The sequence below is a fragment of the Actinoplanes derwentensis genome (genome assembly GCF_900104725.1).
GTDB lineage: Bacteria > Actinomycetota > Actinomycetes > Mycobacteriales > Micromonosporaceae > Actinoplanes > Actinoplanes derwentensis.
Genome location: NZ_LT629758.1, coordinates 8,776,652 through 8,801,704, shown reverse-complemented (window position 1 = coordinate 8,801,704; position 25,053 = coordinate 8,776,652). Strand labels below are relative to the sequence as shown.

Sequence of the window (25,053 nt, the reverse complement as noted above, 5' to 3'; positions counted from 1 at the left end):
CCCGTCACGCGGACTCTCCCGACTCGCCGGAAGCCTCGGGCTCACCGGCGGAAGCCTCGGGCTCACCGGGGACATAGGTCAGCGTGACCCTGGACTCCGGGCTCAGCACCTGCCGGGCCGCCTCGGTGACCTCCTCGGCGGTGACCGCCAGCCAGCGCGGCAGCCGGTCGCCGGCGGTGGACGGGTCACCGAACTGGGTGGCATACCGCCCCAGCAGGTCAGCCCGGCCGCCGGCCGTGGAGACACCCCGCCACCACGCGGTGGTCAGCAGGGCCTTGGCCCGGTTCAGTTCCTCGGTGGTCACCGGCTCGTCGACCAGGCTCTGCACCACCTCGGCCAGACCGGCCTCCAGCGTCTCGATGCTGACGCCGTCCTTCGCGGTGGCCGTGATGATCAGCGGGGCCGGGGCGTGCGCGAGGTCCACCCCGTACGAGCCGATGTAGTCGGGCTGCGCGATCCGCGAACCGTCGGCCAGACGCTGGTAGAGGCGGCTGCCGCGGCCGTTGCCGAGGATCGTGGCGAGCACCGTGACAGCGTCGTAGCCGGCCGTGCCGAACGGGTACGTCCGATACGACAGGTAGATGCGCGGGGCCGGAACCTTGGCGGTGACCGTCTCCCGGACCGCCACGCCGGCCGGGATCGGCAGCGTCCCGTCCGGAGCCGGCGGGATGTCCGGAACCGTGGCGATCGAACCGAAGTACTTCTCGGCCAGCGTGAACACCTCGGCCGTACGGACGTCGCCGACGACTGTCAGCACCGCGTTGTTCGGTGCGTAATACTGCTGGTGGAACGCCTTGAACGTGTCCAGATCGGCCGCGTTCAGGTCTTCCATCGACCCGATCGTGGAGTGGTGATAGGGGTGGCCCGGCGGGTAGAGCAGCGGCAGCAGGCGGAGCCAGGCGTCACCGTAGGGCACGTTCTCGTAGCGCTGGCGGCGCTCGTTCTTCACCACCTCGCGCTGGTTGTCCAGCGTCTCCTGGGTGAGCGCCGGGACCAGGCCGCCCATCCGGTCCGCCTCCAGCCAGAGAGCCAGCTCCAGATGCTCGGACGGCATGGTCTCGAAGTAGTTCGTCCGATCCGGATTGGTCGTCGCGTTCAGCGAACCGCCGTTGCCCTGCACCAGTTTCATGTGCTCGGTCTTCTTCACATGCTGCGAGCCCTCGAACATCAGATGCTCGAAGAGATGCGCGAACCCGGTCTGACCTTCGGGCTCGTGGCGGGAGCCGACGTCGTACCACAGGTTGACGCAGACGACGGGCGCCGTGCGATCCTCGCTGACGACGACGCGCAGACCATTCGCCAGCTGGGCGGTTTCGATGGGCCACGGATAACCGGTCGTGGCGACCGGTGCGGTTGGTGACGTCACCCGAGCAATCATGCCCTGTCCGGGACGATTCCGGCGCGGCAGCGCCAGCGCCTGTGGATAACCGCGTGGCGCTTGATCGGTTCGAGTGGAATCCTGGGCGACATGCTTGAGGACGTACGGGTGAACGACCGCCTGACCATCCCGGCGGCCGAACTCTCGTGGCGTTTCAGCCGCGCGAGCGGCCCCGGCGGCCAGGGCGTCAACACCACCGATTCCCGAGTCGAGCTGTCCTGGGACGCGCTCGGCTCCGACCTGCTGCCCCCGTTCCTGAAGGAGCGCGCCACCGAACGCCTCGGCGCCCGCCTGGTCAACGGCGTCATCACGATCACCGCCGCCGAACACCGCTCCCAACTGCGCAACCGCGAGGCCGCCGCCGCCCGACTGGCCGCCCTGATCGCCGGTGCCGTCGCGCTTCCCCCGAAGGCCCGCCGCGCCACGCGCCCGAGCCGAGGCGCCGTCGAACGCCGCATCGCCGACAAGAAACGCCGCAGCCAGACGAAGCGAAACCGCCGCCCCGACCAGGACTGACCACACACGGATTTCGATCACTCGATACGGTGAAAAGCACGGAGCAAGAGAGCGCGAGACTAGATAGTACGAAGCTAGTTGCCGTACGTTTCCCGCCGTGCCCTCACAACAACACGAAACCCTCATCGAGCTGTTCCGTGAGCGGCCCGGTCTAGCTGCAGATTTGCTCGACGGGCCACTCCACGGCGACCTACCCAAGTTCGACGAAGCCAGCCTCTACTCGGCCGAACTCAACGTCGTCACCCCCGTTGAACGCCGCGCCGACGCGGTCGTCACCCTGACCCGAGAAGGCGTCAAAGTGCTGGCGGTCGTGGTCGAGGTGCAACTCCGCGCCGACACCCGGAAACTACTGACCTGGCCCACCTATGTCGCGAATCTGTACGACCGCCTGGGATGTCCGGTCACGCTACTGGTGATCTGCCCGAACCAGCGTGTGGCCGACTGGGCCCGGAAACCCATCGCTCTGGGCCCGCCCGGATCCGTGGTGACTCCGGTGGCCGTCGGGCCTGGTCAGATTCCAGTCATCACCGACACCGATGATGCGCAGGAGCACCCAGAGCTGATGCTGCTGTCCGCCCTCGCCCATGCCGACCGGCAAGCCTCTGAGCAACTGTTCGAGGCACTGTTCGCTGCATTTCATGTCCTCGAACCCAGCCGCGCCGCTGGCTACCATGACTTTGTGCTCGCGGCGTTGTCGCCCACAACCCGAAAGCAGATGGAGGAACTCATGACGACGACCAAGTCCCCGTATCTGAGCGAATGGGCTCAGCGCCAGTACGCCACCGGCAAGGCCGAAGGAAAGGCCGAAGCCGAGGCGGAGGCGCTGCTCACCTTCCTCGCTGCCAAAGGTGTGGCGATCCCGGACGAAGCCCGATCAGTGATCTCCGCTTGTACCGACCACGATCAACTCCTCGAGTGGATCCGGCGGGCTGTCACCGCAGAAAAAGTCGAGGACCTGGGCGGAGCGCTCAGCGCCTAGAACGCTCCTATCCGGCGGTGATGCTGGACAGGAAGAGCAGTTGCCAGGCGTGGGTGTCTTGTGAAGGGGACGCTCACGCCCGGCGGTCGCGGGGCGGCCCGGACGGGCCGCATCGCTTGCCGGGACGTGGCGGTACGGGTGGTGCGTTTGTCTGGCGTCCCACCCGTACCGAAAAAAGAGTTTCAGAGGACCCGGTGGACCCAGCCGAAGGGGTCTTCGGCTCGGCCTCGCTGGATGTCGACCAACTCCTGGCGGATGGCCATGGTGATCTCGCCGGAGCCGCCGTCGGCGACGGTGAAGTCGCCGGATTCGCTCTTGATCGCGCCGATCGGGGTGATGACCGCCGCGGTGCCGCAGGCGAAGGCCTCGCGGACTCGGCCGGAGGTTGCGCCCTCGCGCCACTCGTCGAGGCTGATCGGGCGTTCCTCGACTCGGCGGCCGGCGCGCTGGGCCAGTTTGATGACCGAGTCCCGGGTGATGCCGGGCAGGATGGTGCCGGTCAGCGGCGGGGTGACGAGGGTGCCGTCGTCGAGGACCAGGAAGACGTTCATGCCGCCTAGCTCGTCGATGTACTTCCGTTCCACAGCGTCCAGGTAGATGACCTGGTCACAACCGTGTTCGGCGGCTTCGGCCTGGGCTGACAGGCCGGCCGCGTAGTTGCCGCCGCACTTGGCCGCGCCGGTGCCGCCGGGGGCCGCGCGGGTGAAGTCGGGGGAGGCCCAGAGGGTCACCGGCTTGATGCCGCCGGAGAAGTACGGGCCGACCGGTGACGCGATGACCAGGTACAGGTATTCCGTCGCGGGGCGGACGCCGAGGAAGACCTCGCTGGCGTACGCGAACGGGCGAAGGTAGAGGCTGCCCTCGGGGTCCTCGGGGATCCAGGTGCGGTCGATCGAGATGATCTCGTGCAGCGACTGGAGGAACGTCTCGACCGGCAGGGCCGGCATCGCCATCCGCTGGGCGGACTGGTTGAAACGGGCCGCGTTGGCGTCGGGCCGGAACATCGCCACACCGCCGTCGGGCAGTGTGTACGCCTTCAGACCTTCGAAGATCTCCTGGGCGTAGTGCAGCACGGCGCTGGCCGGGTCCATCGGGATCGGCGCGCGAGCGGCGACGAGCGGCTCATACCAGCCTTTGCCGTCGGCGTATCGCACGGTGACCATGTGGTCGGTGAAGATGCGGCCGAAACCGGGGTTGACCAGCAGGGCGGCGCGGTCCGCGTCGCTGACGGGTGCCTGGTTCGGACGGATCTCGAAGTCGAGGTTGTCACCACCACTCATGACAAGTGGACCTGCTTTCTGCAGAAAGAGTTCAAGTATGCGGGGGCACCCGGAGCGCCCCAAGAATTTACCCCGAAACGGCAGGGGTAACGAAGCCCCGAAGGGCGGGAGGAGAGTACCCGCTCAGACGGCGGAGGCGACGCGGTCGCCCACTTCGGCGGTACGCAACGGCGCGCCCGGAGCCCGGGACGCGACCTCGGCCGCGACCGCCTCGGTTACTCGCCTGGCCGCGTCGGTCTGGCCCAGGTGCTCCAGCAGCAGGGCCGCGGAGAGGATCGCGGCAGCCGGGTCGGCGATGCCCTGGCCGGCGATGTCGGGGGCGGAGCCGTGCACCGGCTCGAAGGTCGACGGGTAGACGCGCTCCGGGTTGACCGAACCGCTGGCCGCCATGCCGATGCCGCCGGTCACGGCCGCGGCGATGTCGGTGAGGATGTCACCGAAGAGGTTGTCGGTCACCACCACGTCGAACCGCTGCGGGTTGCTGACCATGAACATGCTGGCGGCGTCGATGTGCTGGTATTCGGTGGTGATGCCGGGGAACTCCGCGGCGACCGCGGCGAAGGTGCGCGCCCACAGGCTGCCGGCCTTGGTCAGCACGTTGGTCTTGTGGACCAGGGTGACGTGCTGGCGGTCGCGGCGCTGGGCGCGGGCGAACGCGTCACGGACGACCCGCTCGACCCCGAACCGGGTGTTGAGGCTCTCCTCGGTGGCGATCTCGGCGGGGGTGTCCTGGTGCAGGACGCCGCCGGCGCCGACGTATAGGCCTTCGGTGCCCTCACGGACCACGACCATGTCGATCTCGCCGGGCTTGACGCCGGCGAGGGGGCTGGTGGTGCCGGGCCAGAGCTTGCTGGGGCGCAGGTTCACATACTGGTCGAAGTCGAAGCGGAGCTTCAGCAGCAGGCCGCGCTCCAGGATGCCCGGCGGGACGCTCGGGTCGCCGATGGCGCCCAGCAGGATGGCGTCGTGGCCGGCCAGCTCGTCCTGGACCGACTGCGGCAGGACCTCGCCGGTGCGGTTGTAGAGGCGGGCGCCGAGGTCGTACTCGTGGTAGTCGACTCCGGGGAGCACGGCGTCGATGACCTTGCGAGCCTGAGCGGTCACTTCGGTTCCGATGCCGTCGCCGCCGACAACCGCGATCCGCGCCACGCTCACGATGTAACTCCCCTACGTCTGGTAACCCGGTCCAGGTTACCCACCTGTCCCGACCCACGGAACGGCCGTCCCAGCAAATGAACGTCTCCGAAACGGCGAACAGCCCCCGGACCGCGGCAAACGGTCACGGGGGCTGAAGCGACGAGAAGTCCCGCCGGGATGCGACCGCGCGCCCCGGGGACGGACGACATCACCCGAAGACGTGCCCGTTCGGAACACGCGGCTAGGACAACGCTAGCGATGCGGACTTGACACATGCAAGGCACGCGCCCGCGTGTCGTGCATCCAGTTGGTCGCGTACACCTGGCGGTGATGGCACCATGCGCCGGTGAGTTTCGACCTTGTGGTGTGGGCCATGGCCCCATCGGCCGAACCGGAGACGGTCCGGGCCGCCAACGAGCGCTGCGCCAGCGGTGTGCATCCGCGGCAGCCCGCCGACCCCCGCGTTGTCGCCTTCTACGACGCCCTGACCAGTCATTACCCGGATCGTGGACCACGTGTGGCGGAGCCTGGCTCACCGTGGGCCAGCGCTCCGCTGCACGCCGAATCCGACCATATCCACATGAAACTCGACGAGAGCTGCGCCGACGTGGTGCTCGAACTCATCGAGAAATATGCCGCCCAGTTCCATCTCGACCTGCTCGACCTGCAGGACGGTTCGGTTTACCGGGCCTTCTGAGAAATCCCTAGGTTCGCAGATCCACTACGGCGGCACGGGACGAGCCGATCTCGGCGGCCACCCGGGCCAGCAGGTCCGGCTCGACCGCCGAGTCCACGGTCAGTGCCATCAGCGCCTCACCGCCGGCGGCCCGGCGGGCGACCTGCATGGCGGCGATGTTCACCCCGGCCCGGCCCAGCGTGGTGCCGATCCGGCCGACCACGCCGGGGCGGTCGGTGTAGCGCAGGAACAGCAGCACCCCGTCCGGAGCCAGGTCCAAGTCGAAGTCGTCCACCTCAACGAGTTTGGGCGGACGGCCGGCCACGCTCACGGACCGGCCGTCCGGCAACGCCCCGCGGATCCGCAGCGTGTCGTCACCGGGAATCGTCTCCACCGTGACTCCCCGCTCGGCGGCCAGGCGGGGCGCGTTCACGAAGGTCACCGGCTCGCTCACCACCGGTGCGAACAGCCCCTTCAACACGGCCAGTTCGAGGATCCGGGTGTCGTCGCCGGCCACCTCGATGGTCACCCGCTCGGCCAGGTGCCCGGCGACCGCGGTGAGGACCCGGCCCAGCTTCTCGGCCAGTGGAAGCAGGAGCCGGACATCCTCGTCCAGCGGCCCACCGGCCCGCACGTTCACCGCCTCCGGCACGAACTCGCCGCGCAGCGCCTGCCGGACACTGCGGGCCACCGCCAGCCCCGCCTTGTCCTGCGCCTCCGCCGTCGAAGCGCCCAGGTGTGGGGTGACCACCACGTTGTCCAGGGCGAACAGTGGCGACTCGGTGAGCGGTTCGGTCGCGAAGACGTCCAGTCCGGCGCCGGCCACCCGGCCCTCGATCAGCGCGTCGGCCAGCGCCTGCTCGTCGATCAGCCCGCCACGGGCCGCGTTGACGATCCGCAGTCCCGGTTTGACCAGTGACAGTTCTTTTTCCCCGATCAAACCCAGAGTCTCCGGCGTACGAGGGAGATGAACCGAGATGAAGTCACTCTCGCGCAGAAGCTGATCCAGGCCGGTGAGCTGCACCCCCAACTGAGCCGCGCGGGCGGGCTGGACGTACGGGTCGTACGCGATCAGGCGCACCCCGAATGCGGCCATCCGCTGGGCGAACAGCACACCGATCCGGCCCAGCCCGACCACGCCGACGGTCTTGCCCTGCACTTCGACGCCGGTGTAGGCGGAACGCCGCCAGGCACCGCCCTTGAGCGCGGCGCTGGCCGACGCGGTGTGCCGGGCCACCGCCAGCAGCAGAGCCACCGCCTGCTCGGCCGCGGAGACGATGTTACTGGTGGGAGCGTTGACGACCAGGACGCCGCGGGCGGTGGCGGCGGGGACGTCGACGTTGTCCAGGCCGACGCCGGCCCGGGCGACCACTTTGAGACGGTCCGCGACGGCGAGCGCCTCGGCGTCGATCCGCGTCGCGGACCGGATGATCACCGCATGCGCATCGGGCAGCGCTCCCAGGAGCGCTGCCCGATCCGTGCCGTCGATCTGTCTAACCTCGTTGAGATCCTCGGCCAACGCATCGAGCGCGGCCGCTGCCAGTTCCTCGGTGACGAGCACTACTGGACTCATGGACCTCGATGTTAGAGGCCGATCCGATGATCAGGCGGTTTCGGTGATGGGCCGGTCCACCCAGCTCATCATGTCGCGCAGCTTCCGGCCGGTGACCTCGATCGGGTGCTCGGCACCCTGCTCACGGTACTTCTTGAGCTCGGGGCCGCCGTTCTCGTCGTCTTCGATCAGGTGCTTGGTGAAGGCACCGGACTGGATGTCGGCGAGGATCTTCTTCATCTCCTCCTTGGTGTCCGCGTTGATCACGCGGGGACCGGAGACGTAGTCACCGAACTCGGCGGTGTCCGAGATGCTGTACCGCATCCGGGAGATGCCACCCTCGTACATCAGGTCGACGATCAGCTTCAGCTCGTGCAGGCACTCGAAGTAGGCGATCTCCGGGGCGTAACCGGCCTCGGTGAGCACCTCGAACCCGGTCTGCACCAGCGCCGCGGTACCGCCGCAGAGGACGGCCTGCTCGCCGAACAGGTCGGTCTCGGTCTCCTCCTTGAACGTCGTCTTGATGACGCCGGCGCGGGTGCCGCCGATCGCCTTCGCGTACGACAGGGCGAGCGCCTGGCCGTCGCCGGTCGGGTCCTGCTCGACCGCGATCAGGGCGGGCACGCCCTTGCCGTCGACGTACTGACGGCGGACCAGGTGGCCGGGGCCCTTCGGGGCGACCATCGCGACGGTGACGTCGGCCGGCGGCTTGATCAGCTCGAAGCGGATGTTCAGGCCGTGGCCGAAGAAGAGCGCCTTGCCGGCGGACAGGTTCGGGGCGATCGACTCGGTGTAGATCTTGCGCTGCGCGGTGTCCGGCGCGAGCACCATGATCACGTCGGCCCAGGCGGAGGCCTCGGCCGGGGTCTTCACGGTCAGGCCCTGCTCCTCGGCCTTCGGGCGGCTCTTGGAGCCCTCCTGCAGGCCGACCACGACCTCGACACCCGAGTCACGCAGCGACAGCGAGTGCGCGTGGCCCTGGCTGCCGTAGCCGATGACGGCGACCTTCTTGCCCTGGATGATCGACAGGTCGGCGTCGCCGTCGTAGAACACTTCCGCGGTCATTACATACCTTTCTAAGGCTTGCTTCTGGGTCAGGCGGCGCGAAGCGCCGGGCCGGTTGTGATGGAACGAGAGCCTCGGCCGATGGCCACGAGACCCGACTGGACCATCTCTTTGATGCCGTACGGCTCGAGGTCGCGCAGCAGCGCATCCAGTTTGTCGGGATTACCGGTGGCCTCGATCGTCAGGGTGTCCGGAGCGACGTCGATCACTCGCGCCCGGAACAGCTCGACGGTCTCGAGCACCTGGCCGCGCTGCGCCCGATCGGCACGCACCTTGACCAGCAGGAGCTCGCGCTGGACCGACTGCGAGGGGTCCAGCTCCACGATCTTCAGGACGTTGACCAGCTTGTTGAGCTGCTTGGTGACCTGTTCCAACGGGGACGAGTCCGCGTTGACCACGATCGTGATGCGGCTGACGTCCGGGTTCTCCGTCTCGCCGACCGCAAGGGATTCGATGTTGAAGCTGCGCCGGGAGAACAGCCCGCTCACCCGGGCGAGCACCCCGGGCTTGTTCTCGACCAGCACTGACAGGGTGTGTTTGTTGGTCACAGGTCGTCCTCTTCGAACGTCGGGCGCACGTCCCGGGCGAACATGATCTCGTCGTTGCTGGTGCCGGCCGCGACCATCGGCCACACCATGGCGTCCTTGCCGACCGTGAAGTCGATGACCACCGGGGCGTCGTTGATCTCCATGGCCTGCTTGATGATCTTGTCGACGTCGTCCTTCGACTCACAGCGCAGGCCGATGCAGCCGAGCGCCTCGGCCAGCTTCACGAAGTCCGGGATCCGGTGCTTGTGCGTGCCCAGCTCGGTGTTCGAGTACCGGCCGTCGTAGAACAGGGTCTGCCACTGCCGGACCATGCCCAGGTTGCCGTTGTTGATGATGGCGATCTTGACCGGGATGCCCTCCAGCGCGCAGGTGGCCAGCTCCTGGTTGGTCATCTGGAAGCAGCCGTCGCCGTCGATCGCCCAGACCTGGGTGTCCGGCCGGCCGACCTTGGCGCCCATCGCGGCCGGAACCGCGTATCCCATCGTCCCGGCGCCGCCCGAGTTGAGCCAGGTGCCCGGCTTCTCGTACTTGATGAACTGGGACGCCCACATCTGGTGCTGACCGACACCGGCGCAGTAGATCGCGTCCGGGCCGACCAGCTCGCCGATCCGCTCGATCACGTACTGCGGGGCCAGGGTGCCGTCGGTCGGCTCCTCGTACCCGATCGGGTAGCGCTCGCGGATGTCGTTGAGCGTCGACCACCAGGCCGGGTACTGGTCCACGCCACCGGCGTTCGCCGACACCGCCGCGATCAGCTCGTCGATCACGTGCCGGGCGTCACCGACGATCGGGACGTCCGCGTGCCGGTTCTTGCCGATCTCCGCCGGGTCGATGTCGGCGTGCACGACCTTGGCGCCCGGCGCGAACGAGTCCAGCTGACCGGTGACCCGGTCGTCGAAGCGCGCGCCGAGGGTGATCAGCAGGTCGGACTTCTGCATCGCGTAGACGGCCGGAACCGTGCCGTGCATGCCGGGCATGCCCAGGTGCTGCGGGTGCGAGTCGGGGAACGCGCCGATACCCATCAGCGTGGTGACCACCGGGATGCCGGTCAGCTCGGCGAGCTTGCGCAGCCCGTCGGTGGCACCGGCCTTGTGCACGCCGCCGCCCACGTAGAGGACCGGGCGCTTGGCGGCGGCGATCAGCCGGGCCGCCTCCCGGATCTGCTTGCCGTGCGGGTGCAGGGTCGGCCGGTAACCCGGCAGGTCCAGGGTCGGCGGCCAGCTGAACATGGTCTGCGCCTGCTGCACGTCCTTCGGGATGTCGACCAGGACCGGGCCGGGCCGGCCGGTGGCCGCCAGGTGAAACGCCTCGGCCAGGATCCGGGGCAGCTCCTCCGGGGTCTGGACCAGGAAGTTGTGCTTGGTGATCGGCAGCGTGATGCCCTGGATGTCCGCCTCTTGGAAGGCGTCCGTGCCGATGTAGGGCCGGCTCACCTGACCGGTGATGGCCACGATCGGCACCGAGTCCATGTACGCGTCGGCGATCGCCGTGACCAGGTTCGTCGCGCCCGGACCACTTGTCGCGATGCAGACGCCGACCCGGCCGGTGGCCTGGGCGTAACCGGTGGCCGCGTGACCCGCGCCCTGCTCGTGCCGGACCAGGATGTGCCGGACCTTCGAGTCGAACAGCGGGTCGTACGCCGGAAGGATCGTCCCGCCCGGAATGCCGAAGACGACCTCGACCCCGAGCGCCTCGAGTGACCGGACGAGCGCGCCGGCACCGCTGATGGCCACCGGCGCCACGACGGTGGGAGCGGAGTTCACGGCCGCCGCGACGGTGGCCGGAGTGGCTCGATGGGCGAGGGTTTCAGGAGTGGGTCTCGTCATGGCAAGTCAGACCTTTTCGGTAGTCGGTCCCAGTACTTGAGCAACAAAAAAGGCCCTCGTGCGGATGCACGGGACCTAGCGCACTCTCTTCTAGCTAGAGAGTGCGCTCAGATAAGTACTCGGGACGCGAAGCACATGCGACTAACCTTGCCCCATCTCACGGCCTGAGTCAACTGATCCCACATTTTGATCACGCGTGGCCGCGGCGAAATCCGGATCACCCGGCAGCAACGCTCTGACCTGCCGCATTCCCGGCCCGAGGCGAACCACCTGACTTCGCGCCGGTGCGCCGTTCGGCTCATTGGAGCGCGGTGCCGGAACCGGTCGCGGGGACGGTCGCTCGGCCCGCAACCGGGACTCCAGATGCTCGGCCGGGACGCCCCAGCCGAACAGCGAACCCTGGCCGAGCCGGCAGCCCGCCTCCTCGACCACCTCCAACTGGGCCTGCGTGCCGATCCCCTCGGCCAGCACCTCCAGGCCGAGCCGATGCCCCAGCCGGACCACCACGTCCACCAGCGGGGCAGCCGTCCCGGTCCGCGACTCCGGCTCCGCCACCAGCGCGTGATCGATCTTCAGGATGTCGACCGGCAGGGTCCGCAACTGGGTCAGCGACGAATAGCCGGCCCCGAAGTCGTCGAGCGCGATCCGCACACCCGTCGCGCGCACCTCGGCCAACCGGCGGACCAGTTCCTCCATGTCGGTGGCCACCGCGTGTTCGGTCACTTCAAGGACCAGGCGCTGCGGCGGTACGCCGTACTCCGCCAGCACATCGGCGACCCGGCCGGCGTAATCGGCGTTGTGCAGCTCCTTGGGTGACAGGTTCACCGACAGCCACACGTCGTGGCCCTTCGACCGCCACTCGGCGAGCTGCCGGACCGACTCCTCCAGCACCCAGGCCCCGATCCGGTTGATCAGGCCGGACTCCTCGGCCACCGGGATGAACTCGACCGGCGCCACCTTGCCCAGCTCCGGATGGGTCCAGCGGAGCAGCGCCTCGGCACCCACCGGCCGCATCGACGGCAGCGCCACCACCGGCTGGAACACCAGATGCAGCTGACCGCGGTCGATCGCGTGCCGCAGCTCACCGGTCAGCGTGCCGCGGCGGCGCAGCAACTCGTCGTACCCCGCCTGGTATTCCTCGACCCGGTTCTTGCCGCGCTGCTTGGCGTACCGCAACGCCAGGTCGGCGTCGTGCAGCAGCTCACCGGTCGCGGCCACGCCCAGACTCGCGGAGAGGAAGATCTGACCACCATCGACCTCGTACGGTTCACCCAGCACCGCGAGCAGCCGGTGCGCCGCCAGCACCGCCTCGCCGGCGTCGCCGCGCATCAGCACCGCGAACTCGTCACCGCCCAGCCGGGCCGCCACGTCGCCGGTCAGCAGGTTGCGGTGCAGCCGGGCACCCACCTCGGCCAGCACCGCGTCGCCGACGTCGTGACCGCGCAGGTCGTTGACACTCTTGAAGCCGTCCAGGTCGATCCCGATCAGCGCTTTCCGCACGTCCGGCTCGTCCCGGAGCGCCTGCTGCAGACCCCGCCGGTTGGCCAGCCCGGTCAGCGGATCGGTGTGCGCCAGTTCCCGGAAGTGCGCCTCGCTCTGCCGCAGCCGTGTCGTATAACACCGCACGTCCTCCAGCGCGAGGTACTGCCTGGCCACCACGGCCAGGCCCTCGACCGCGGCGCCGGCGTAACCGAAGGCGTCCACGGTGCCGCCCTGGAACAGGTGGTAGCCGAGCCCGCCGATCATGGCGAGCATCGGGACCACCGCGTACGCCGCGCCTCGCTCCAGCACGTCCCCGGAGACCTCGACCGGCCGGTCGGCGGCCCGCACCGCACCGGCCACCCAGGCCAGCCCGGCGGTCAGCAACAGACCCGCGACCAGGATGAATCCCTCAGCGGACCGGCAGATCCCGATGGCCAGCAGGTTCGCCGCGCAGGCCACCACGGTCACCCCGGCCGCCACCCGGACGGTGTGCCGCCGCGGGCGGTGGGCGTGCAGCGCCAGCACCGCGGTCAGGCCCAGCCCGAGCACCAGCAGCACGGCCGGCAGCAGGATCGCCGGGCACTGCTCGGGGGTGGCGCCGCCGAGGACCCGGGTCGGCCGGCTGACCAGCACCCAGCCGACGAACCAGATCGCCGCCGCGATGACCAGCCCGTCCAGCACGTGCCGGAGCACCGCGCCGGGGCTGCGGGCCGCGCCGGGCAGCACCACCGTGCCGGCCAGCAGCAGCACCGTGCCGAGGCCCATGCCGACGGCGACCGCGGTGGCCAGGGAACGGTTGTGTGCCGGGGTGTGCTCGTGCACGGTGATCAGGGCGGTGATCAGACCGGCCAGCGCCGCGCCGGTGACGATCGCGCCACCGGCCGCCAGGAGCAGATGTGCCCGGCGGGCCGCACCGGTGTGCCGGCGGCCGGACTGCCCCAGATAGGCGACGGCCGGTACGGCGAGGATCAGGCCCACGAGGCCCGCCAGTTCCATACCGGACGGTGAGTGCACGGACACACTGTGCCGGATCTTCGGCATTTACGACACCCCATGTGTCCCGAGCTGTGGACGTCGAGCACGGGGTGGGGCCTGCGCAGTGGCACTATGGGTGGCATGCCTGAGCTGCGCTCCCGGACCTCAACACACGGCCGGACGATGGCCGGCGCGCGCGCCCTGTGGCGCGCCACCGGCATGACCGACTCCGACTTCGGCAAGCCGATCGTCGCCATCGCCAACAGTTACACCCAGTTCGTACCCGGGCATGTGCACCTCAAGGACATGGGTGGCCTCGTCGCCGACTCGATCTTCGAGGCCGGTGGGATCGGGCGCGAGTTCAACACCATCGCCGTCGACGACGGCATCGCCATGGGCCACGGTGGCATGCTCTACTCCCTGCCCAGCCGGGAGCTGATCGCCGACGCCGTCGAATACATGGTCAACGCCCACTGCGCCGACGCCCTGGTCTGCATCTCGAACTGCGACAAGATCACTCCCGGCATGCTGATCGCCGCGCTGCGGCTCAACATCCCGACCGTGTTCGTCTCCGGCGGCCCGATGGAGGCCGGCAAGACGGTCGCCATCGAGGGCATCGTCCACGAGAAGCTCGACCTGGTCGACGCGATGAGCGCCGCCGCCAACGACAACGTCACCGACCAGCAGCTGGACACCATCGAGCGGTCCGCCTGCCCGACGTGTGGCTCCTGCTCCGGCATGTTCACCGCCAACTCGATGAACTGCCTGACCGAGGCGATCGGCCTGGCGCTGCCCGGCAACGGCTCGACACTGGCCACCCACGTCTCCCGCAAGGCCCTGTTCGAGGAGGCCGGGCGGCTGATCGTGGAGATCGCCAAGGACTATTACGAGAAGGACGACGAGTCGGTGCTGCCGCGCTCGATCGCCAACCGGGACGCCTTCGAGAACGCGGTCGCCCTGGACGTGGCGATGGGCGGCTCCACCAACACGATCCTGCACCTGCTGGCCGCGGCCCGCGAGGCCGAGCTGGACTTCAGCGTCTCCGACATCGACGAGATCTCGCGCCGGGTGCCGTGCCTGGCGAAGGTCGCGCCGAACAGCCCGAAGTACCACATGGAGGACGTGCACCGGGCCGGCGGCATCCCCGCCCTGATGGGTGAGCTGCAGCGTGGTGGCGCGCTGAAGGAGAACGTCCGGGCCATCCACGCACCCGACCTGTCGTCCTGGCTCGGCAAGTGGGACATCCGGGCCGACGCGCCGTCCGATGCGGCACTGGAGCTGTTCCACGCCGCTCCCGGCGGGGTGCGCACCACCCAGGCGTTCAGCACCCAGAACCGCTGGGCCACGCTCGACACCGACGCCGAGGGCGGCTGCATCCGGTCGGTGGAGCACGCGTACACGGTCGACGGCGGTCTGGCCATCCTGTTCGGCAACCTCGCTCCGGACGGCTGCGTCGTCAAAACCGCCGGTGTCGACGAGTCGATCTGGAAGTTCACCGGCCCGGCCCGGGTCTACGAGTCGCAGGACGACGCGGTCACCGGCATCCTCGGCAAGCAGGTCGTCGAGGGCGACGTCGTGATCATCCGGTACGAAGGGCCACGCGGTGGGCCCGGCATGCAGGAGATGCTCTACCCGACGTCGTTCCTGAAGGGGCGCGGACTCGGCAAGGCGTGCGCGCTGATCACCGACGGCCGCTTCTCCGGCGGGACGTCCGGCCTGTCCATCGGCCATGTCTCCCCCGAGGCGGCCGGCGGCGGGCTGATCGCCCTGGTCGAGACCGGTGACGAGATCACCATCGACATCCCCGGCCGCAGCATCACCCTGAACGTGCACGACGACGAACTGGCCCGGCGCCGGCACGAGCAGGAGCGGCGACCCAAGCCGTACACACCCGTCGACCGCCAGCGCCCGGTGTCGGCCGCTTTGCGCGCCTACGCCTCGATGGCCACCGCCGCGTCCGACGGCGCTTACCGCCGAGTCCCCGAGTGACCCGGTGCCGAGCCGGGGTGTGATCCACTCCGGCTCGGCACCGCGCCGCACTCGGCACGCCGGTCGTAATACCGGAATGGTTCGATCGTGAGCATGACTTCGCCGCCGCCGTTCCTACTGTCGCCGGAGAACCACGACCCGGCTCCGGCTCCCGGTCCGCGCACCTGGGTTCTGGCCGCTGCCGGGACCGCGCTGCTCGTGGCGGGTCTGGTGGGCGGTTACGCCATCGGGGTGCGCTCGGCGTCGGCGACCTCCTCGGCGGCGGTCATCAGCCCGGCGGCCGAAAACCCGGCGGCGGATTCCGCGGGCCCGGCCGCCGCACCCACCGCTGCCGCCTCGGCGGTGACACCGGTGGATCAGTCGGCCAGGTTCACCGGGACCGAGGCGGCGGTGCTCGCCGAACCGTGGCTGCCCGAGATCAGCAACTGCGTCAGTGACAAGGACAACGGCGGGCCGAAACTGGAGAACGGCCGGACCGAGGCGATCAACTGCCGGATCGGCGACCTCCAGCTCTACTTCGAGACCTTCCGGACAGCGAAGGAGTTCGGCTGGACCCGTGACTATCGGGAACAGGCCAGCCGCAAGAGCCGGACACTGGTACCCGGCGCCGAGACGCCACGGCAGAAGACCGGGACGACCACCGGCAAGACCGGGACCTACTTCGAGTACGTCACCGGACAGACCTGTGGCCTGTTCTGGACCCACGCCGGCTCGTTGACCGATCTGCGCCTGGAAACCGACTGCGCGTCGATCGACGATTCCTGGCCGGCGCTGCGCGGTGTGTGGAACCGGTTCAGCTGAATCGCCTGCGGTGGACGTACCGGCAAGGGGGTGGAAAAGGCCCGCCTGCCGGAAGTGGCGGACGGGCCTTGACCGAAGACGATCCCTACTTGAGGGCGCCCTCCATGATGCCGCGGACCAGCTGGCGGCCGCCGAGGAGCAGCAGGACCACCAGCGGGACGGTAGCGACGAAGGCGCCGGCCAGGACCCGGCGGTAGACGACGTAGTTGCCGCTGGCCAGGTCGGAGAGGGCGACCATCGAGGTCGGGAAGTCGGTGCCGTTCAGCGTGATCAGCGGCCACTGGAAGTCGTTCCAGGTGGCGACGAAGGTGAGCAGGCCGAGAACGGCGAGGGCGGGGCGGATCGCCGGGACGATGACGGTCCAGTAGATCCGCAGGGTGAGGGCGCCGTCGATGCGGGCGGCCTCGACGAGTTCGTCGGGGATGGCGTGCGCGATGAACTGGCGCATGTAGAAGACGCCGAACGCACTGACCAGGCCGGGTGCGATGACTGCTAGCAGCTGTCCGTTCCAGCCCAGCTTGCCCATCAGGATGTAGAGCGCGACGACGCCGAGCTGGTTGGGCACGGTCAGCGTCAGGATCACCACGAACATCAGGATCTTGTTGCCCTTGAAACGCAGTTTCGCGAAGGCGAAGCCGGCCAGCGAGCAGAAGAACAACGTCGAGACGGTCACCGCGACCGCCACGATCAGGCTGTTGATCAGTGATGCGGTGAAGTAGACGTCCTGCATCCCGAAGACCTCGGACAGGTTCGTCATGAGGTTGGAACCGGGGATCACCGACGGCGGCGAGCTCATCACTGCTTCGTCGGTGCTCGTCGCGATGACGAACATCCAGTAGACCGGGAACGCCGACACCAGCAGGATCGCGGTCAGCCCGAGGTAGGACTTCCAGGTGCCAGGGGTGTCCTGGGGCGCGCGGCTCAACAGGCGGGTGCTCATTTTCCGCCTCCCAGGCGCCGGGTGGCGAGCGCGTTGACGGCGGCCACGACCAGGATGATCAGGAACAGCGCCCAGCTCATGGCGGCCGCGTATCCGAGGTTGAGGTCACGCCAGCCGACCTTGTAGATGAGCTGCGCGATGGTGCGGTACTGGTGGTCGTAACCGCCGTTGGCCAGGGCCGGGTTCTCGTCGAACAGCATCGGCTCGCTGAACAGTTGCAGGCCGCCGATGGTGGAGAGGATGACGGTGAACAGCACGACCGGCTGGATCATCGGCACGGTGATGCGCCAGAGCTGCTTCCACGGGCCGGCGCCGTCGACGGCCGCCGCCTCGTAGACGTCCTTCGGGATGGCCTGCATCGCGGAGAGGTAGAGCAGCGCGTTGTAGCCGATCCACTTCCAGTTGACCATGGTGGCGATGGCGATCCAGCTGCTCCAGGTCGAGGCGCGCCAGTCGAGCGGCTGCTCCTGGCCGAATCCGACGAGCGACAGCAGCCAGTTGGCCATGCCGTAGTCGCGGCTGAAGAAGATCGCGAAGACAAGTGTCGAGGCGGCGACCGGCGTGACGTACGGCAGCAGGATGCCGATCCGCCAGAAGGTCGCGCCGCGCAGTTTGCGGTTCAGCAGGTTGGCGATGATCAGGGCGATCAGCAGCTGCGGAACGGTGGAGAGGAGGAAGATGCCGAACGTGTTGATCAGGGCGTCCCAGAAATCGGAGTCGCCCAGCAGCTTGGTGAAGTTCTCCGCCCCGGCCCAGCCGGTCAGTGTCGGGTCGTCGAGCCGCCAGTGGCGCAGGGCCACGATGCCGTTGAAGATGATCGGGAACAGCCCGAAGATCGCGAAGAGCACGAAGAACGGCGCGATCAGCAGGTAGGGCACGGTCTTGGTGTCGAAACGGTAGAGCCAGAACTTCGCACGGCTGGGCGGCGCGTGTTTCGGCTCCTCGGTGCGCGCGACGCGTACGTCGGTGAGGGCCACGGGGGTACTCCTAAGGGCCGGACGGCGGGACGGCAACCGCCGCCCCGCCGCTCTTTTCGGGATGGGTCAGGAGCTCGCGGCCTTCTCGGCTTCCTTGACAGCCTCGGCCCAGGCGTCGGCGGACTTCAGCTTGCCCTGGCCGACACGGTTGATCACGTTCTCGACGGCGACCCGGGTCGGGCCGTTCTTCTTGCCCAGGTACTGCGGCTTCAGGCCCTCGGCGGTGGAGGCGAAGATCTGGCCGGTCGGGGCGTTGGTGAAGAATTCCTTCTTGTAGTCCAGGACGGCCGGGTCCTTGTAGAGCTCCGGCTGCGACGGCAGGTTGCCGACCGTCTTGAAGACCTCGATCTGCTGCTCCGGCTGGACCAGCCACTCGACGAACTTGTAGGCGGCGTCGACGTTCTTGCCCTGCTTCGGCACGGTCCACCAGGAGCCGCCCCAGTTACCGCCGCCGCCGGGAATGGTGGCGATGTCCCACTTGCCCTTCTGGTCGGGGGCGGTGGTCTGGATGTGGCCGAGCATCCACGCCGGGCAGGCGAGGACGGCGAACTGGTCCTTCTTGAAGCCCTGGTCCCAGTTCGGCTGGAAGCTGGCCAGGTTGGCGGAGATGCCCGCGTCGATCGCCTTCATCGCGATGTCGAAGCCGGCCTTCGGGCCGCCGTCCATCTGGAGCTGTTCCTGCTCGTTGTAGAAGCCCACCGGCGCCTGCGAGAGCACCGGGTTGAAGAGGTTCGTGGCGGAGTCGACGAACTTCTTCTTGGTCTTCGACGTGTAGGTCTTGCCGGTCTCGATGAACTGGTCCCACGTCGACCAGAGCTTGGAGACCTCTTCCCGGTCGGTGGGCAGGCCGGCCGCCTTGAACAGGTCGGTGCGGTAGCACATGGCCAGACCGCCGACGTCGGTGCCGAGGCCGATCTGCTTGCCGTCGGCGGACTGCGACGCCTTCCACTTCCAGGGCAGGTACTTGGCCTCGTACGAGCCGGCGCCCTTCTCGGTCAGGTTGACGAACTGGTCGGCCTGACTGCGGAACTGAACGATGAAGCCCTCGTCGACCGCCGAGATGTCAGGCGCGCCGGAGCCCGCGACCAGCTTCTTCTGCAGGTCCTCGTGCTGGGCGTTGTACTCGCCCGAGTTCAGGACGATCTTGACGCCGGGGTTGGCGGCCTCGTACTTGGTCTTGAGGGCGTCCAGGCCCATGTCGCCCCAGAAGTTGACCTTCAGGGTGACGTCGGCGGCGGTGCCACCGGAGTCCTTGTTGCCCTCCAGGGCCTGACCGCTACAACCGGTGATCGCCAGGGCGGCAACCAGGCCGGCGGCGCCCACGCGCAGGGCGCGGCGTCCGGAAAATTCCATGTCATTTCCTCCGCAAGGAGATCCACATCACTGAACCGGGTAAGTTGGGGAGACCGTAAGCCTGGCTTTCATCGGTGTCAATAGCAGGTTACGGGCGCGCTCCCAGTCCTACCCAAGCCGGATTTTTCGGACAGTGGGTTTACATGCTTCGATGTGTGCCGTAACACTTAACCGATCAAGCGGTGATACCGCACCCGGGGAGTCCGGCAGGCAGCACCCAGCGCCCGATAAGCTCGGCGGCAGTGGGGACAGAGGAGACATGAGTGAAACGGCCCACGATCGCCGACATCGCACGGCGGGCGGGCGTGTCCAAGGGCGCCGTGTCATACGCCCTAAACGGCCAGCCCGGCGTCTCCGAGGCGACCCGTAAACGCATCCTGTCGATCGCTCAGGAGATCGGGTTCAGCGCCAACAGCGCGGCCCGTGCCCTGTCCGGCGCCCGGGCCCAGGCCATCGGCCTGACCCTCTGCCGGCCCGCCCGGATCCTCGGCATCGAGCCCTGGTTCATGGGCCTGATCAGCGGTTTCGAGGCCGAGCTGGGCGCCCGGTCGTACGCGCTGACCCTCCAGGTGGTGGCCACTCCCGAGCAGGAGATCGAGGTCTACCGCCGCTGGTGGGGCGAGCGCCGCATCGACGGGGTGATCGTCACCGACATCCGGGAGGGCGACGTCCGCATCCCGGTCCTCCAGCAGCTCCAGCTTCCGGCCGTGGTGATCGGTGGCCCCGGCGACACCGGGTCGATCGCGCAGATCTGGTCCGACGACGCCGGCGCGATCACCGAGGCGGTCCGTTACCTGGTCGCTCTCGGTCATCACCGGATCGCCCGGGTCAGCGGCAACGCCGACCTGCTGCACACTCAGAACCGGACGAAGGCCTTCGAAGCGGTCTGCGCCTCACTCGGGCTGGACCACGCGCTCACCATCCCGGCCGACTACACCGGCGAGGAGGGCAGCCGGGCCACCCGGCGCCTGCTGATCGGCGGCGACCGGCCCACCGCGATCATCTACGACAACGACGTGATGGCGGTCGCCGGCCTGGCCGTGGCCCAGGAGATGGGCCTGTCCGTCCCGGGTGACCTCTCCATCGTGGCCTGGGACGACTCCCCGCTGTGCAGCCTCGTGCACCCGCCGCTCACCGCGCTGAGCCGGGACATCTCGGCCTACGGCGCACAGGCCGCGCGGGAGCTGCTGGCCGCCATCGACGGGCAGAAAGTGGGCAACGTGGAGGCCGGCCGGGTGCATCTCACCCCGCGCGGCAGCACCGCGCCACCCCGTCAGGACCTGTGACTCTCCAGGTAGGCCTCGACCCGTTCGGCCGGACCGGGACGTCCCAGCGCGAAACCCTGGCCGAACCGGCAGCCCGCCTTCAGCGCCGCCTCCGACTGCCCAGCCGTCTCCAGGCCCTTGGCAACGATGTCCATCCCGAGCCGGCGACCGAGACTGACCACCACTTCGACCACTGACGTGTTGCCCACCAGCGACGGGCTCAGCTTCAGCATGTCCACCGGCAGCCGCCGCAGATGTGACAGCGAGGTCTGGCCCGCGCCGAAGTCGTCGAGCGCCGCCCGGACCCCGAGATTCCGCAGCCCGGCCAGGGCCGCCACGATGCCCGGCACGTCCTCGGCGATCCAGGTCTCGGCCACCTCGACGATCAGCCGGTCCGGGGCCAGCCCGTGCCGGCCCAGGATGGCCGCGACCCGCTCCGGGAAACGGGCGGTCAGCAGCTCCCGCGGGCCGATGTTGACCGACAGCCAGACCTCGTCACCGGCCCAGGCGGTCAGGATGCGGCAGCCCTCGTCGAGGACCCACTCGTCGAGTTCGGCGGTGATCCCGAGCGCCGCCGCGATCGGCAGGACCTCGGCCGGCATGATCGTGCCGAGCTGCGGATGCCGCCAGCGCAGCAGCGCCTCGACCCCGGCCGGCCGGGCGTCGGCCAGCCCCGACACCGGCTGGAAGACCAGGTCCAGCTCGCCGCGGTCGGCCGCGCCGAGCAGTTGCTGTTCCAGCTCCATCCGGCGGTGCAGCTGGATCTCGACGTCCTGGTCGTACCACTCGACCCGGTCCCGGCCCAGTTGACGGGCCCGCTGCCGGGCCAGGTCGGCGAACCGCAGCACCTCGTCGGAGTCGGCGGCACCGGCCAGTTCGGCCAGGCCCACATTGGTGTGCAGGTCGACGGTCGCGCCGGGCAGTGCGTAGGGCTCGCCCAGGGCGGTCACGATCCGGCTGGCCAGGGCGTATGCCGGAACCGCCGACTCGCCGGTCAGCACCGCGAACTCGTCCCCGCCGAGCCGGCCCGCCATGTCCCCCTCACCGACCAGCGCACGCAGCCGGCGCGCCACCTCGATCAGCACCGCGTCGCCGATCTCCCGGCCCCGGCTGTCGTTGATCTCGGCCAGCCCTTGCAGGTCGATGACCAGCAGCGTTCCGCGCTGACCGGCCCGCCGGCGCATGGCCAGCAGGTCCCGCATCAGCGCCCGACGGTTCGCCAGCCCGGTCAGCTGGTCCAGGAAGGAGAGTTTGTGCAGAGTGCGCTCCAAATGGCGCCGCTCCCCGACGTCGCGCACGTGCACCACGAGTGCCGCCACCTCGGGGACCGACCGCTGGTCCGCGATTGTCGACTCGGTCTCCCGCCAGAGCCGGGCGCCGTCCCGTAACCGGGCGCTGAGCAGCACCGGCGGCCCGCCCTCCGGCTCACCGGCCAGCACCGAACCGATCACCGCCGCAGCGTCCGGGGCGTCCTCCGGGTGGATCAGCTCCCGGAACTCCCGGCCCAGCACCTGCTCGTCCCGCAGCCCGAACAGGCGGGCCGCGGCCGGCGACTGCCAGCGCACGACGAGGCTCTCGTCCAGTACCAGGGTCAGATCGGTGGCGCCCGCGACCAGCGACCGGAAATGCGCCTCGGCGACCCGCAACCGGCTCGCGTACCGGCGGATGTCCCGGACCACCAGCAGTTCCCTGGTCACCAGCACACTGACCATCAGCAGGCCGAACAGGACCGCCTCGGTGCCGAAGGCCCGGACGGTCAGCAGATGCCAGATCGCGGCGATCACCCCGACCGCGGCCGGCACCGCCAGCAGTGGATAGCTCGCCAGGTACTGATCCGGATGCCGCGGCTCCAGCACCGGCGGCGCCAGATCCCGGCGCGAGCCACCGGCGGCCGAGACGGTCAGGCCGGCCACCACCCCTAGGCCGGCCAGCATCGCCAGCGGACCGGACGGTTCCAGCACCAGCCCGGTCAGCGACAACAGGATCACCGCCGACCCGGAACCACACCACAGCGCGGCGTACGGCCGGGGTCGCTGCCGCAGCACCATCACCGTCACGATCGCCACCCCGCCCGCGGTGATCAGCAGCGCCGGCACCACGTCCGGACGGTCCGCCGCCGCCGGGACCAGATAGATGGCAAAACCCAGACTCACCCCGAGACCCACACCGTCGTACGCCCGGCGCAGCCGGACCGCCCAGCCGCGCGCCGCCCCGGGCAGCAACGACGTGCCCACCACCTGGCAGACCGCGATCACCGCCAGCCCCACGGTGAGCCCGGTGATCCGGTGGTCCGGCAGCAGCCACGGAACCAGGCCGGTCAGGCCGGTGGCCAGCGCGCCCAGCCCGACGAATCCGGTGCCCCGGCACGCCGCGAAGGTCTGCTCGGCCCGGTGGATCGCCAGCGCGGCACGGATCAGGAGGGCGCCCGCGCACAGGCCGGCCGCTCCGATCGCCCACGCCAGCGCGGCCGGTGCGGGGACAGCGCCCAAGGCACCCGCCAGCAACAGCATGGCGATCATCGACGAGTCCTCATGCTCTCGGGAGAACCTGGAGGTGACTGCATCGGGTCAACGACACTCCCCGGATCGGGTTACGGCACGGCGTGTCGTCTCCACCATGTGTCATCGCCGGAAGGCGGTCAACTCGGGGCTGGAACGCAGTGGGAGGATGGGGGTGTGAGCAGTCGTCCCGTCCTCCGCGTCCGCAAGTCCGGCGCCGTCCTGGTCGCCGCGTTGATCGCGTTCGTCGGCACGGTCCCGCTCGCCGGTCAGTCCTGGGCACTCAGCCCGTTGCTCCTGATCCCGCTCGCCGTGCTGGCCTGGTCCTGGCGGGCCGGCACCGACGTCTACCCCGACGGGCTGCGCGTGCGGGCCCTGATCGGCGGCAGCCGGGTGCCGTTCAGCCGGATCACCGAGATGGCACCGGACGAGCGCGGCCGTGTCTCGGCGCTGCTCGACAACGGCAACGTCATCCGGCTCACCGGGATCACCCGGGAGAACCTGCCGCTGGTGCTGCGGGCGATCGGCCAGCCGGTCGCGCCGGCCGCCGATCGTTGAGCCGGTCTTGTCAGAGCGCACGGCTACCCTGGTCGGCATAGCCGAAGGAGGTGGTCTGGTCGTGCTCTCCCGCAGGAGCCGGTTCGTCGCCACGCTTGCCGTGGCCGTGCTCTCGCTGACGGCGGGGTGCAGCTTCGGGCCCCCCGGACCCGACCAGGCCGGTTCACCGCCCAACCTGCCACGCCCGTCGGCCGCCCCGACCGCGGGCGGTGACGACGGCGAGCGCCAGGTCGCGATCACCGTGCTGGCGAAGAACCTCGAGGTGCCGTGGGGCATCTCCTTCCTGCCCGACGGCGGAGCGGTGGTCACCGAGCGCGACACCGCGCGGATCCTGAAGGTCGGTCCCGAGTCGACCGCCAGCGGGCTCAAGGTCACCGAGTTGCGGCGGCTCAGCGAGGTCCGGGCCGGTGGCGACGGCGGTCTGCTCGGCGTCGCGGTCTCCCCGGCCTACAAGACCGACAAGACGCTGTATGTGTATTACTCCACCGATCGCGACAACCGGATCGGCAAGCTGGCCGGAGACGGCGCGCTCCAGCCGATCCTGACCGGCATCCCGCGCTCGACCGAGTTCAACGGCGGCGCGCTGGCCTTCGGGCCCGACGGTCTCCTCTACGCCGGCACCGGTGACGCCACTCCCGCCGGTGGTCAGGCGCCCGGTGCGAAGAGTCTGGCCGGCAAGATCCTGCGGATCACCACGGCCGGTAAACCCGCTCCCGGCAACCCGGTCAAGTCCTCACCGGTCTGGTCCTCCGGCCACCGCAACGTGCAGGGCCTGGCCTGGGACAAGTCGAAACGGCTGTATGCCACCGACCGCGGCCAGCCTCGTTACTCCGAGCTGAACGTGATCGCGAAGGGTAAGAACTACGGCTGGCCGAAAGCCGACGGCACCGGTGCCGGCACCGGACTGACCAACCCGCTGACCTCCTGGCCGTCGGACAGTTCCTCCTGCGCCGGTGTCGGTGTCCTGGAGACCCTGGTGGCCACCGCGTGCCTGCTCGGCGAGAAGATCCAGCTGCTGAACGTGACCGCCAACGGCACTGTCCTGGGCAGCCCGCAGGAGCTGCTGGCCGGCGAGTTCGGCCGGTTGCGCGCTCTGGTCAACGCCCCGGACGGATCATTCTGGGTGTCCACCTCCAACCAGGAGGACGCCGGTGAGCCCACCCCCGAGGACGACCGGGTGATCCGGCTGGTCTTCTCCGACGGCGGCGCCGGCCGGAGTTGACGGTCGTGACTGTTTCGTCCCGAGCCCGACCGGGCA

20 protein-coding genes are annotated in these 25,053 nt (G+C 69.2%); 8 read left to right on the top strand and 12 right to left on the bottom strand.

Annotated elements, in window-relative coordinates; translation table 11 throughout:
• Positions 1–4: 4 nt before the first annotated feature.
• A complete protein-coding gene (locus BLU81_RS39315) occupies positions 5–1,378 on the bottom strand; it encodes a M16 family metallopeptidase (protein ID WP_092553288.1) in 1,374 nt (457 codons plus the stop codon).
• A 90-nt stretch (positions 1,379–1,468) separates the two neighbouring features.
• On the opposite strand from BLU81_RS39315, the gene arfB reads away from it, so the two are divergent.
• Both arfB and BLU81_RS39305 read left to right on the top strand, forming a co-directional pair.
• The gene (arfB, locus tag BLU81_RS39310) at positions 1,469–1,894 is read left to right on the top strand and encodes an alternative ribosome rescue aminoacyl-tRNA hydrolase ArfB (RefSeq protein ID WP_092553285.1); all 426 of its coding nucleotides are present in this window, start codon (positions 1,469–1,471) and stop codon (positions 1,892–1,894) included.
• A 97-nt stretch (positions 1,895–1,991) separates the two neighbouring features.
• Positions 1,992–2,873, top strand: coding sequence for a hypothetical protein (locus tag BLU81_RS39305; protein ID WP_157751981.1), 882 nt, complete (start codon positions 1,992–1,994; stop codon positions 2,871–2,873).
• Between the two features lie 182 nt (positions 2,874–3,055).
• Here BLU81_RS39305 and BLU81_RS39300 read toward each other — a convergent pair whose 3' ends face one another.
• Positions 3,056–4,153 carry a branched-chain amino acid aminotransferase gene (locus BLU81_RS39300; protein ID WP_092553279.1) on the bottom strand — a complete coding sequence of 366 codons (1,098 nt, stop codon included), beginning with the start codon at positions 4,151–4,153 and terminating at the stop codon, positions 3,056–3,058.
• Between the two features lie 123 nt (positions 4,154–4,276).
• Entirely contained in the window at positions 4,277–5,308 is a 1,032-nt protein-coding gene (locus BLU81_RS39295; protein WP_092553276.1) for a 3-isopropylmalate dehydrogenase, read from the bottom strand.
• Between the two features lie 328 nt (positions 5,309–5,636).
• Here BLU81_RS39295 and BLU81_RS39290 point away from each other — a divergent pair, with 328 nt between their 5' ends.
• On the top strand, positions 5,637–5,987 hold the full coding sequence (locus BLU81_RS39290) for a hypothetical protein (protein ID WP_092553273.1): 351 nt from the start codon (positions 5,637–5,639) through the stop codon (positions 5,985–5,987).
• A gap of 7 nt (positions 5,988–5,994) precedes the next feature.
• On the opposite strand, the gene serA is transcribed toward BLU81_RS39290, so the two are convergent.
• The 5 genes from serA to BLU81_RS39265 form a co-directional block, all read right to left on the bottom strand.
• A complete protein-coding gene (serA, locus tag BLU81_RS39285; protein ID WP_092553270.1) occupies positions 5,995–7,539 on the bottom strand; it encodes a phosphoglycerate dehydrogenase in 1,545 nt (514 codons plus the stop codon).
• A gap of 30 nt (positions 7,540–7,569) precedes the next feature.
• Entirely contained in the window at positions 7,570–8,583 is a 1,014-nt protein-coding gene (ilvC, locus tag BLU81_RS39280) for a ketol-acid reductoisomerase (protein WP_092553267.1), read from the bottom strand.
• Between the two features lie 29 nt (positions 8,584–8,612).
• Complete coding sequence (ilvN, locus tag BLU81_RS39275) at positions 8,613–9,131, bottom strand: acetolactate synthase small subunit (protein ID WP_092553264.1); 519 nt, start codon at positions 9,129–9,131, stop codon at positions 8,613–8,615.
• Complete coding sequence (locus BLU81_RS39270) at positions 9,128–10,957, bottom strand: acetolactate synthase large subunit (RefSeq protein WP_092553261.1); 1,830 nt, start codon at positions 10,955–10,957, stop codon at positions 9,128–9,130. The genes ilvN and BLU81_RS39270 overlap by 4 nt, the downstream gene beginning before the upstream one ends.
• Before the next feature lie 141 nt (positions 10,958–11,098).
• Complete coding sequence (locus BLU81_RS39265; protein ID WP_231953726.1) at positions 11,099–13,480, bottom strand: putative bifunctional diguanylate cyclase/phosphodiesterase; 2,382 nt, start codon at positions 13,478–13,480, stop codon at positions 11,099–11,101.
• A gap of 75 nt (positions 13,481–13,555) precedes the next feature.
• Between BLU81_RS39265 and ilvD the strand changes: the two genes are divergently transcribed.
• Both ilvD and BLU81_RS39255 read left to right on the top strand, forming a co-directional pair.
• Entirely contained in the window at positions 13,556–15,403 is a 1,848-nt protein-coding gene (gene ilvD, locus BLU81_RS39260; protein WP_092558284.1) for a dihydroxy-acid dehydratase, read from the top strand.
• Between the two features lie 87 nt (positions 15,404–15,490).
• Positions 15,491–16,204: a hypothetical protein gene (locus BLU81_RS39255; RefSeq protein WP_157751980.1), complete on the top strand. Its 714-nt coding sequence runs from the start codon at positions 15,491–15,493 to the stop codon at positions 16,202–16,204.
• Positions 16,205–16,289: 85 nt separating this feature from the next.
• Here the strand turns inward: BLU81_RS39255 and BLU81_RS39250 are convergent, their stop codons facing one another.
• The 3 genes from BLU81_RS39250 to BLU81_RS39240 all read right to left on the bottom strand — a co-directional run bounded on the left by BLU81_RS39250 (position 16,290) and on the right by BLU81_RS39240 (position 19,474).
• A complete protein-coding gene (locus BLU81_RS39250) occupies positions 16,290–17,144 on the bottom strand; it encodes a carbohydrate ABC transporter permease (protein WP_092553255.1) in 855 nt (284 codons plus the stop codon).
• Positions 17,141–18,121 (bottom strand): carbohydrate ABC transporter permease, encoded by a 981-nt coding sequence (locus BLU81_RS39245; RefSeq protein WP_092553252.1) that lies wholly within the window; start codon positions 18,119–18,121, stop codon positions 17,141–17,143. Before BLU81_RS39245 ends, BLU81_RS39250 begins: the two co-directional genes overlap by 4 nt.
• A 66-nt stretch (positions 18,122–18,187) precedes the next feature.
• Entirely contained in the window at positions 18,188–19,474 is a 1,287-nt protein-coding gene (locus BLU81_RS39240) for an ABC transporter substrate-binding protein (RefSeq protein ID WP_092553249.1), read from the bottom strand.
• Between the two features lie 263 nt (positions 19,475–19,737).
• Here BLU81_RS39240 and BLU81_RS39235 point away from each other — a divergent pair, with 263 nt between their 5' ends.
• Positions 19,738–20,760 carry a LacI family DNA-binding transcriptional regulator gene (locus BLU81_RS39235; protein WP_092553246.1) on the top strand — a complete coding sequence of 341 codons (1,023 nt, stop codon included), beginning with the start codon at positions 19,738–19,740 and terminating at the stop codon, positions 20,758–20,760.
• On the opposite strand, the gene BLU81_RS39230 is transcribed toward BLU81_RS39235, so the two are convergent.
• The gene (locus BLU81_RS39230; RefSeq protein ID WP_231953725.1) at positions 20,748–23,258 is read right to left on the bottom strand and encodes a putative bifunctional diguanylate cyclase/phosphodiesterase; all 2,511 of its coding nucleotides are present in this window, start codon (positions 23,256–23,258) and stop codon (positions 20,748–20,750) included. The genes BLU81_RS39235 and BLU81_RS39230 overlap by 13 nt on opposite strands.
• A gap of 156 nt (positions 23,259–23,414) precedes the next feature.
• Here BLU81_RS39230 and BLU81_RS39225 point away from each other — a divergent pair, with 156 nt between their 5' ends.
• On the top strand, positions 23,415–23,795 hold the full coding sequence (locus BLU81_RS39225; RefSeq protein ID WP_092553240.1) for a PH domain-containing protein: 381 nt from the start codon (positions 23,415–23,417) through the stop codon (positions 23,793–23,795).
• 7 nt (positions 23,796–23,802) lie between these two features.
• A complete protein-coding gene (locus BLU81_RS39220; RefSeq protein ID WP_373873321.1) occupies positions 23,803–25,017 on the top strand; it encodes a PQQ-dependent sugar dehydrogenase in 1,215 nt (404 codons plus the stop codon).
• Positions 25,018–25,053 lie beyond the last annotated feature (36 nt).

Excerpts from the sequence above, each read along its gene's own strand:
- ilvD (WP_092558284.1), top strand. The coding sequence starts at position 13,556 with ATGCCTGAGCTGCGCTCCCGGACCTCAACACACGGCCGGACGATGGCC.
- BLU81_RS39300 (WP_092553279.1), bottom strand. The coding sequence starts at position 4,153 with ATGAGTGGTGGTGACAACCTCGACTTCGAGATCCGTCCGAACCAGGCA.
- BLU81_RS39230 (WP_231953725.1), bottom strand. The coding sequence starts at position 23,258 with ATGATCGCCATGCTGTTGCTGGCGGGTGCCTTGGGCGCTGTCCCCGCA.
- BLU81_RS39250 (WP_092553255.1), bottom strand. The coding sequence starts at position 17,144 with ATGAGCACCCGCCTGTTGAGCCGCGCGCCCCAGGACACCCCTGGCACC.
- serA (WP_092553270.1), bottom strand. The coding sequence starts at position 7,539 with ATGAGTCCAGTAGTGCTCGTCACCGAGGAACTGGCAGCGGCCGCGCTC.
- ilvC (WP_092553267.1), bottom strand. The coding sequence starts at position 8,583 with ATGACCGCGGAAGTGTTCTACGACGGCGACGCCGACCTGTCGATCATC.
- BLU81_RS39265 (WP_231953726.1), bottom strand. The coding sequence starts at position 13,480 with ATGCCGAAGATCCGGCACAGTGTGTCCGTGCACTCACCGTCCGGTATG.
- BLU81_RS39315 (WP_092553288.1), bottom strand. The coding sequence starts at position 1,378 with ATGATTGCTCGGGTGACGTCACCAACCGCACCGGTCGCCACGACCGGT.
- arfB (WP_092553285.1), top strand. The coding sequence starts at position 1,469 with ATGCTTGAGGACGTACGGGTGAACGACCGCCTGACCATCCCGGCGGCC.
- BLU81_RS39240 (WP_092553249.1), bottom strand. The coding sequence starts at position 19,474 with ATGGAATTTTCCGGACGCCGCGCCCTGCGCGTGGGCGCCGCCGGCCTG.
- BLU81_RS39270 (WP_092553261.1), bottom strand. The coding sequence starts at position 10,957 with ATGACGAGACCCACTCCTGAAACCCTCGCCCATCGAGCCACTCCGGCC.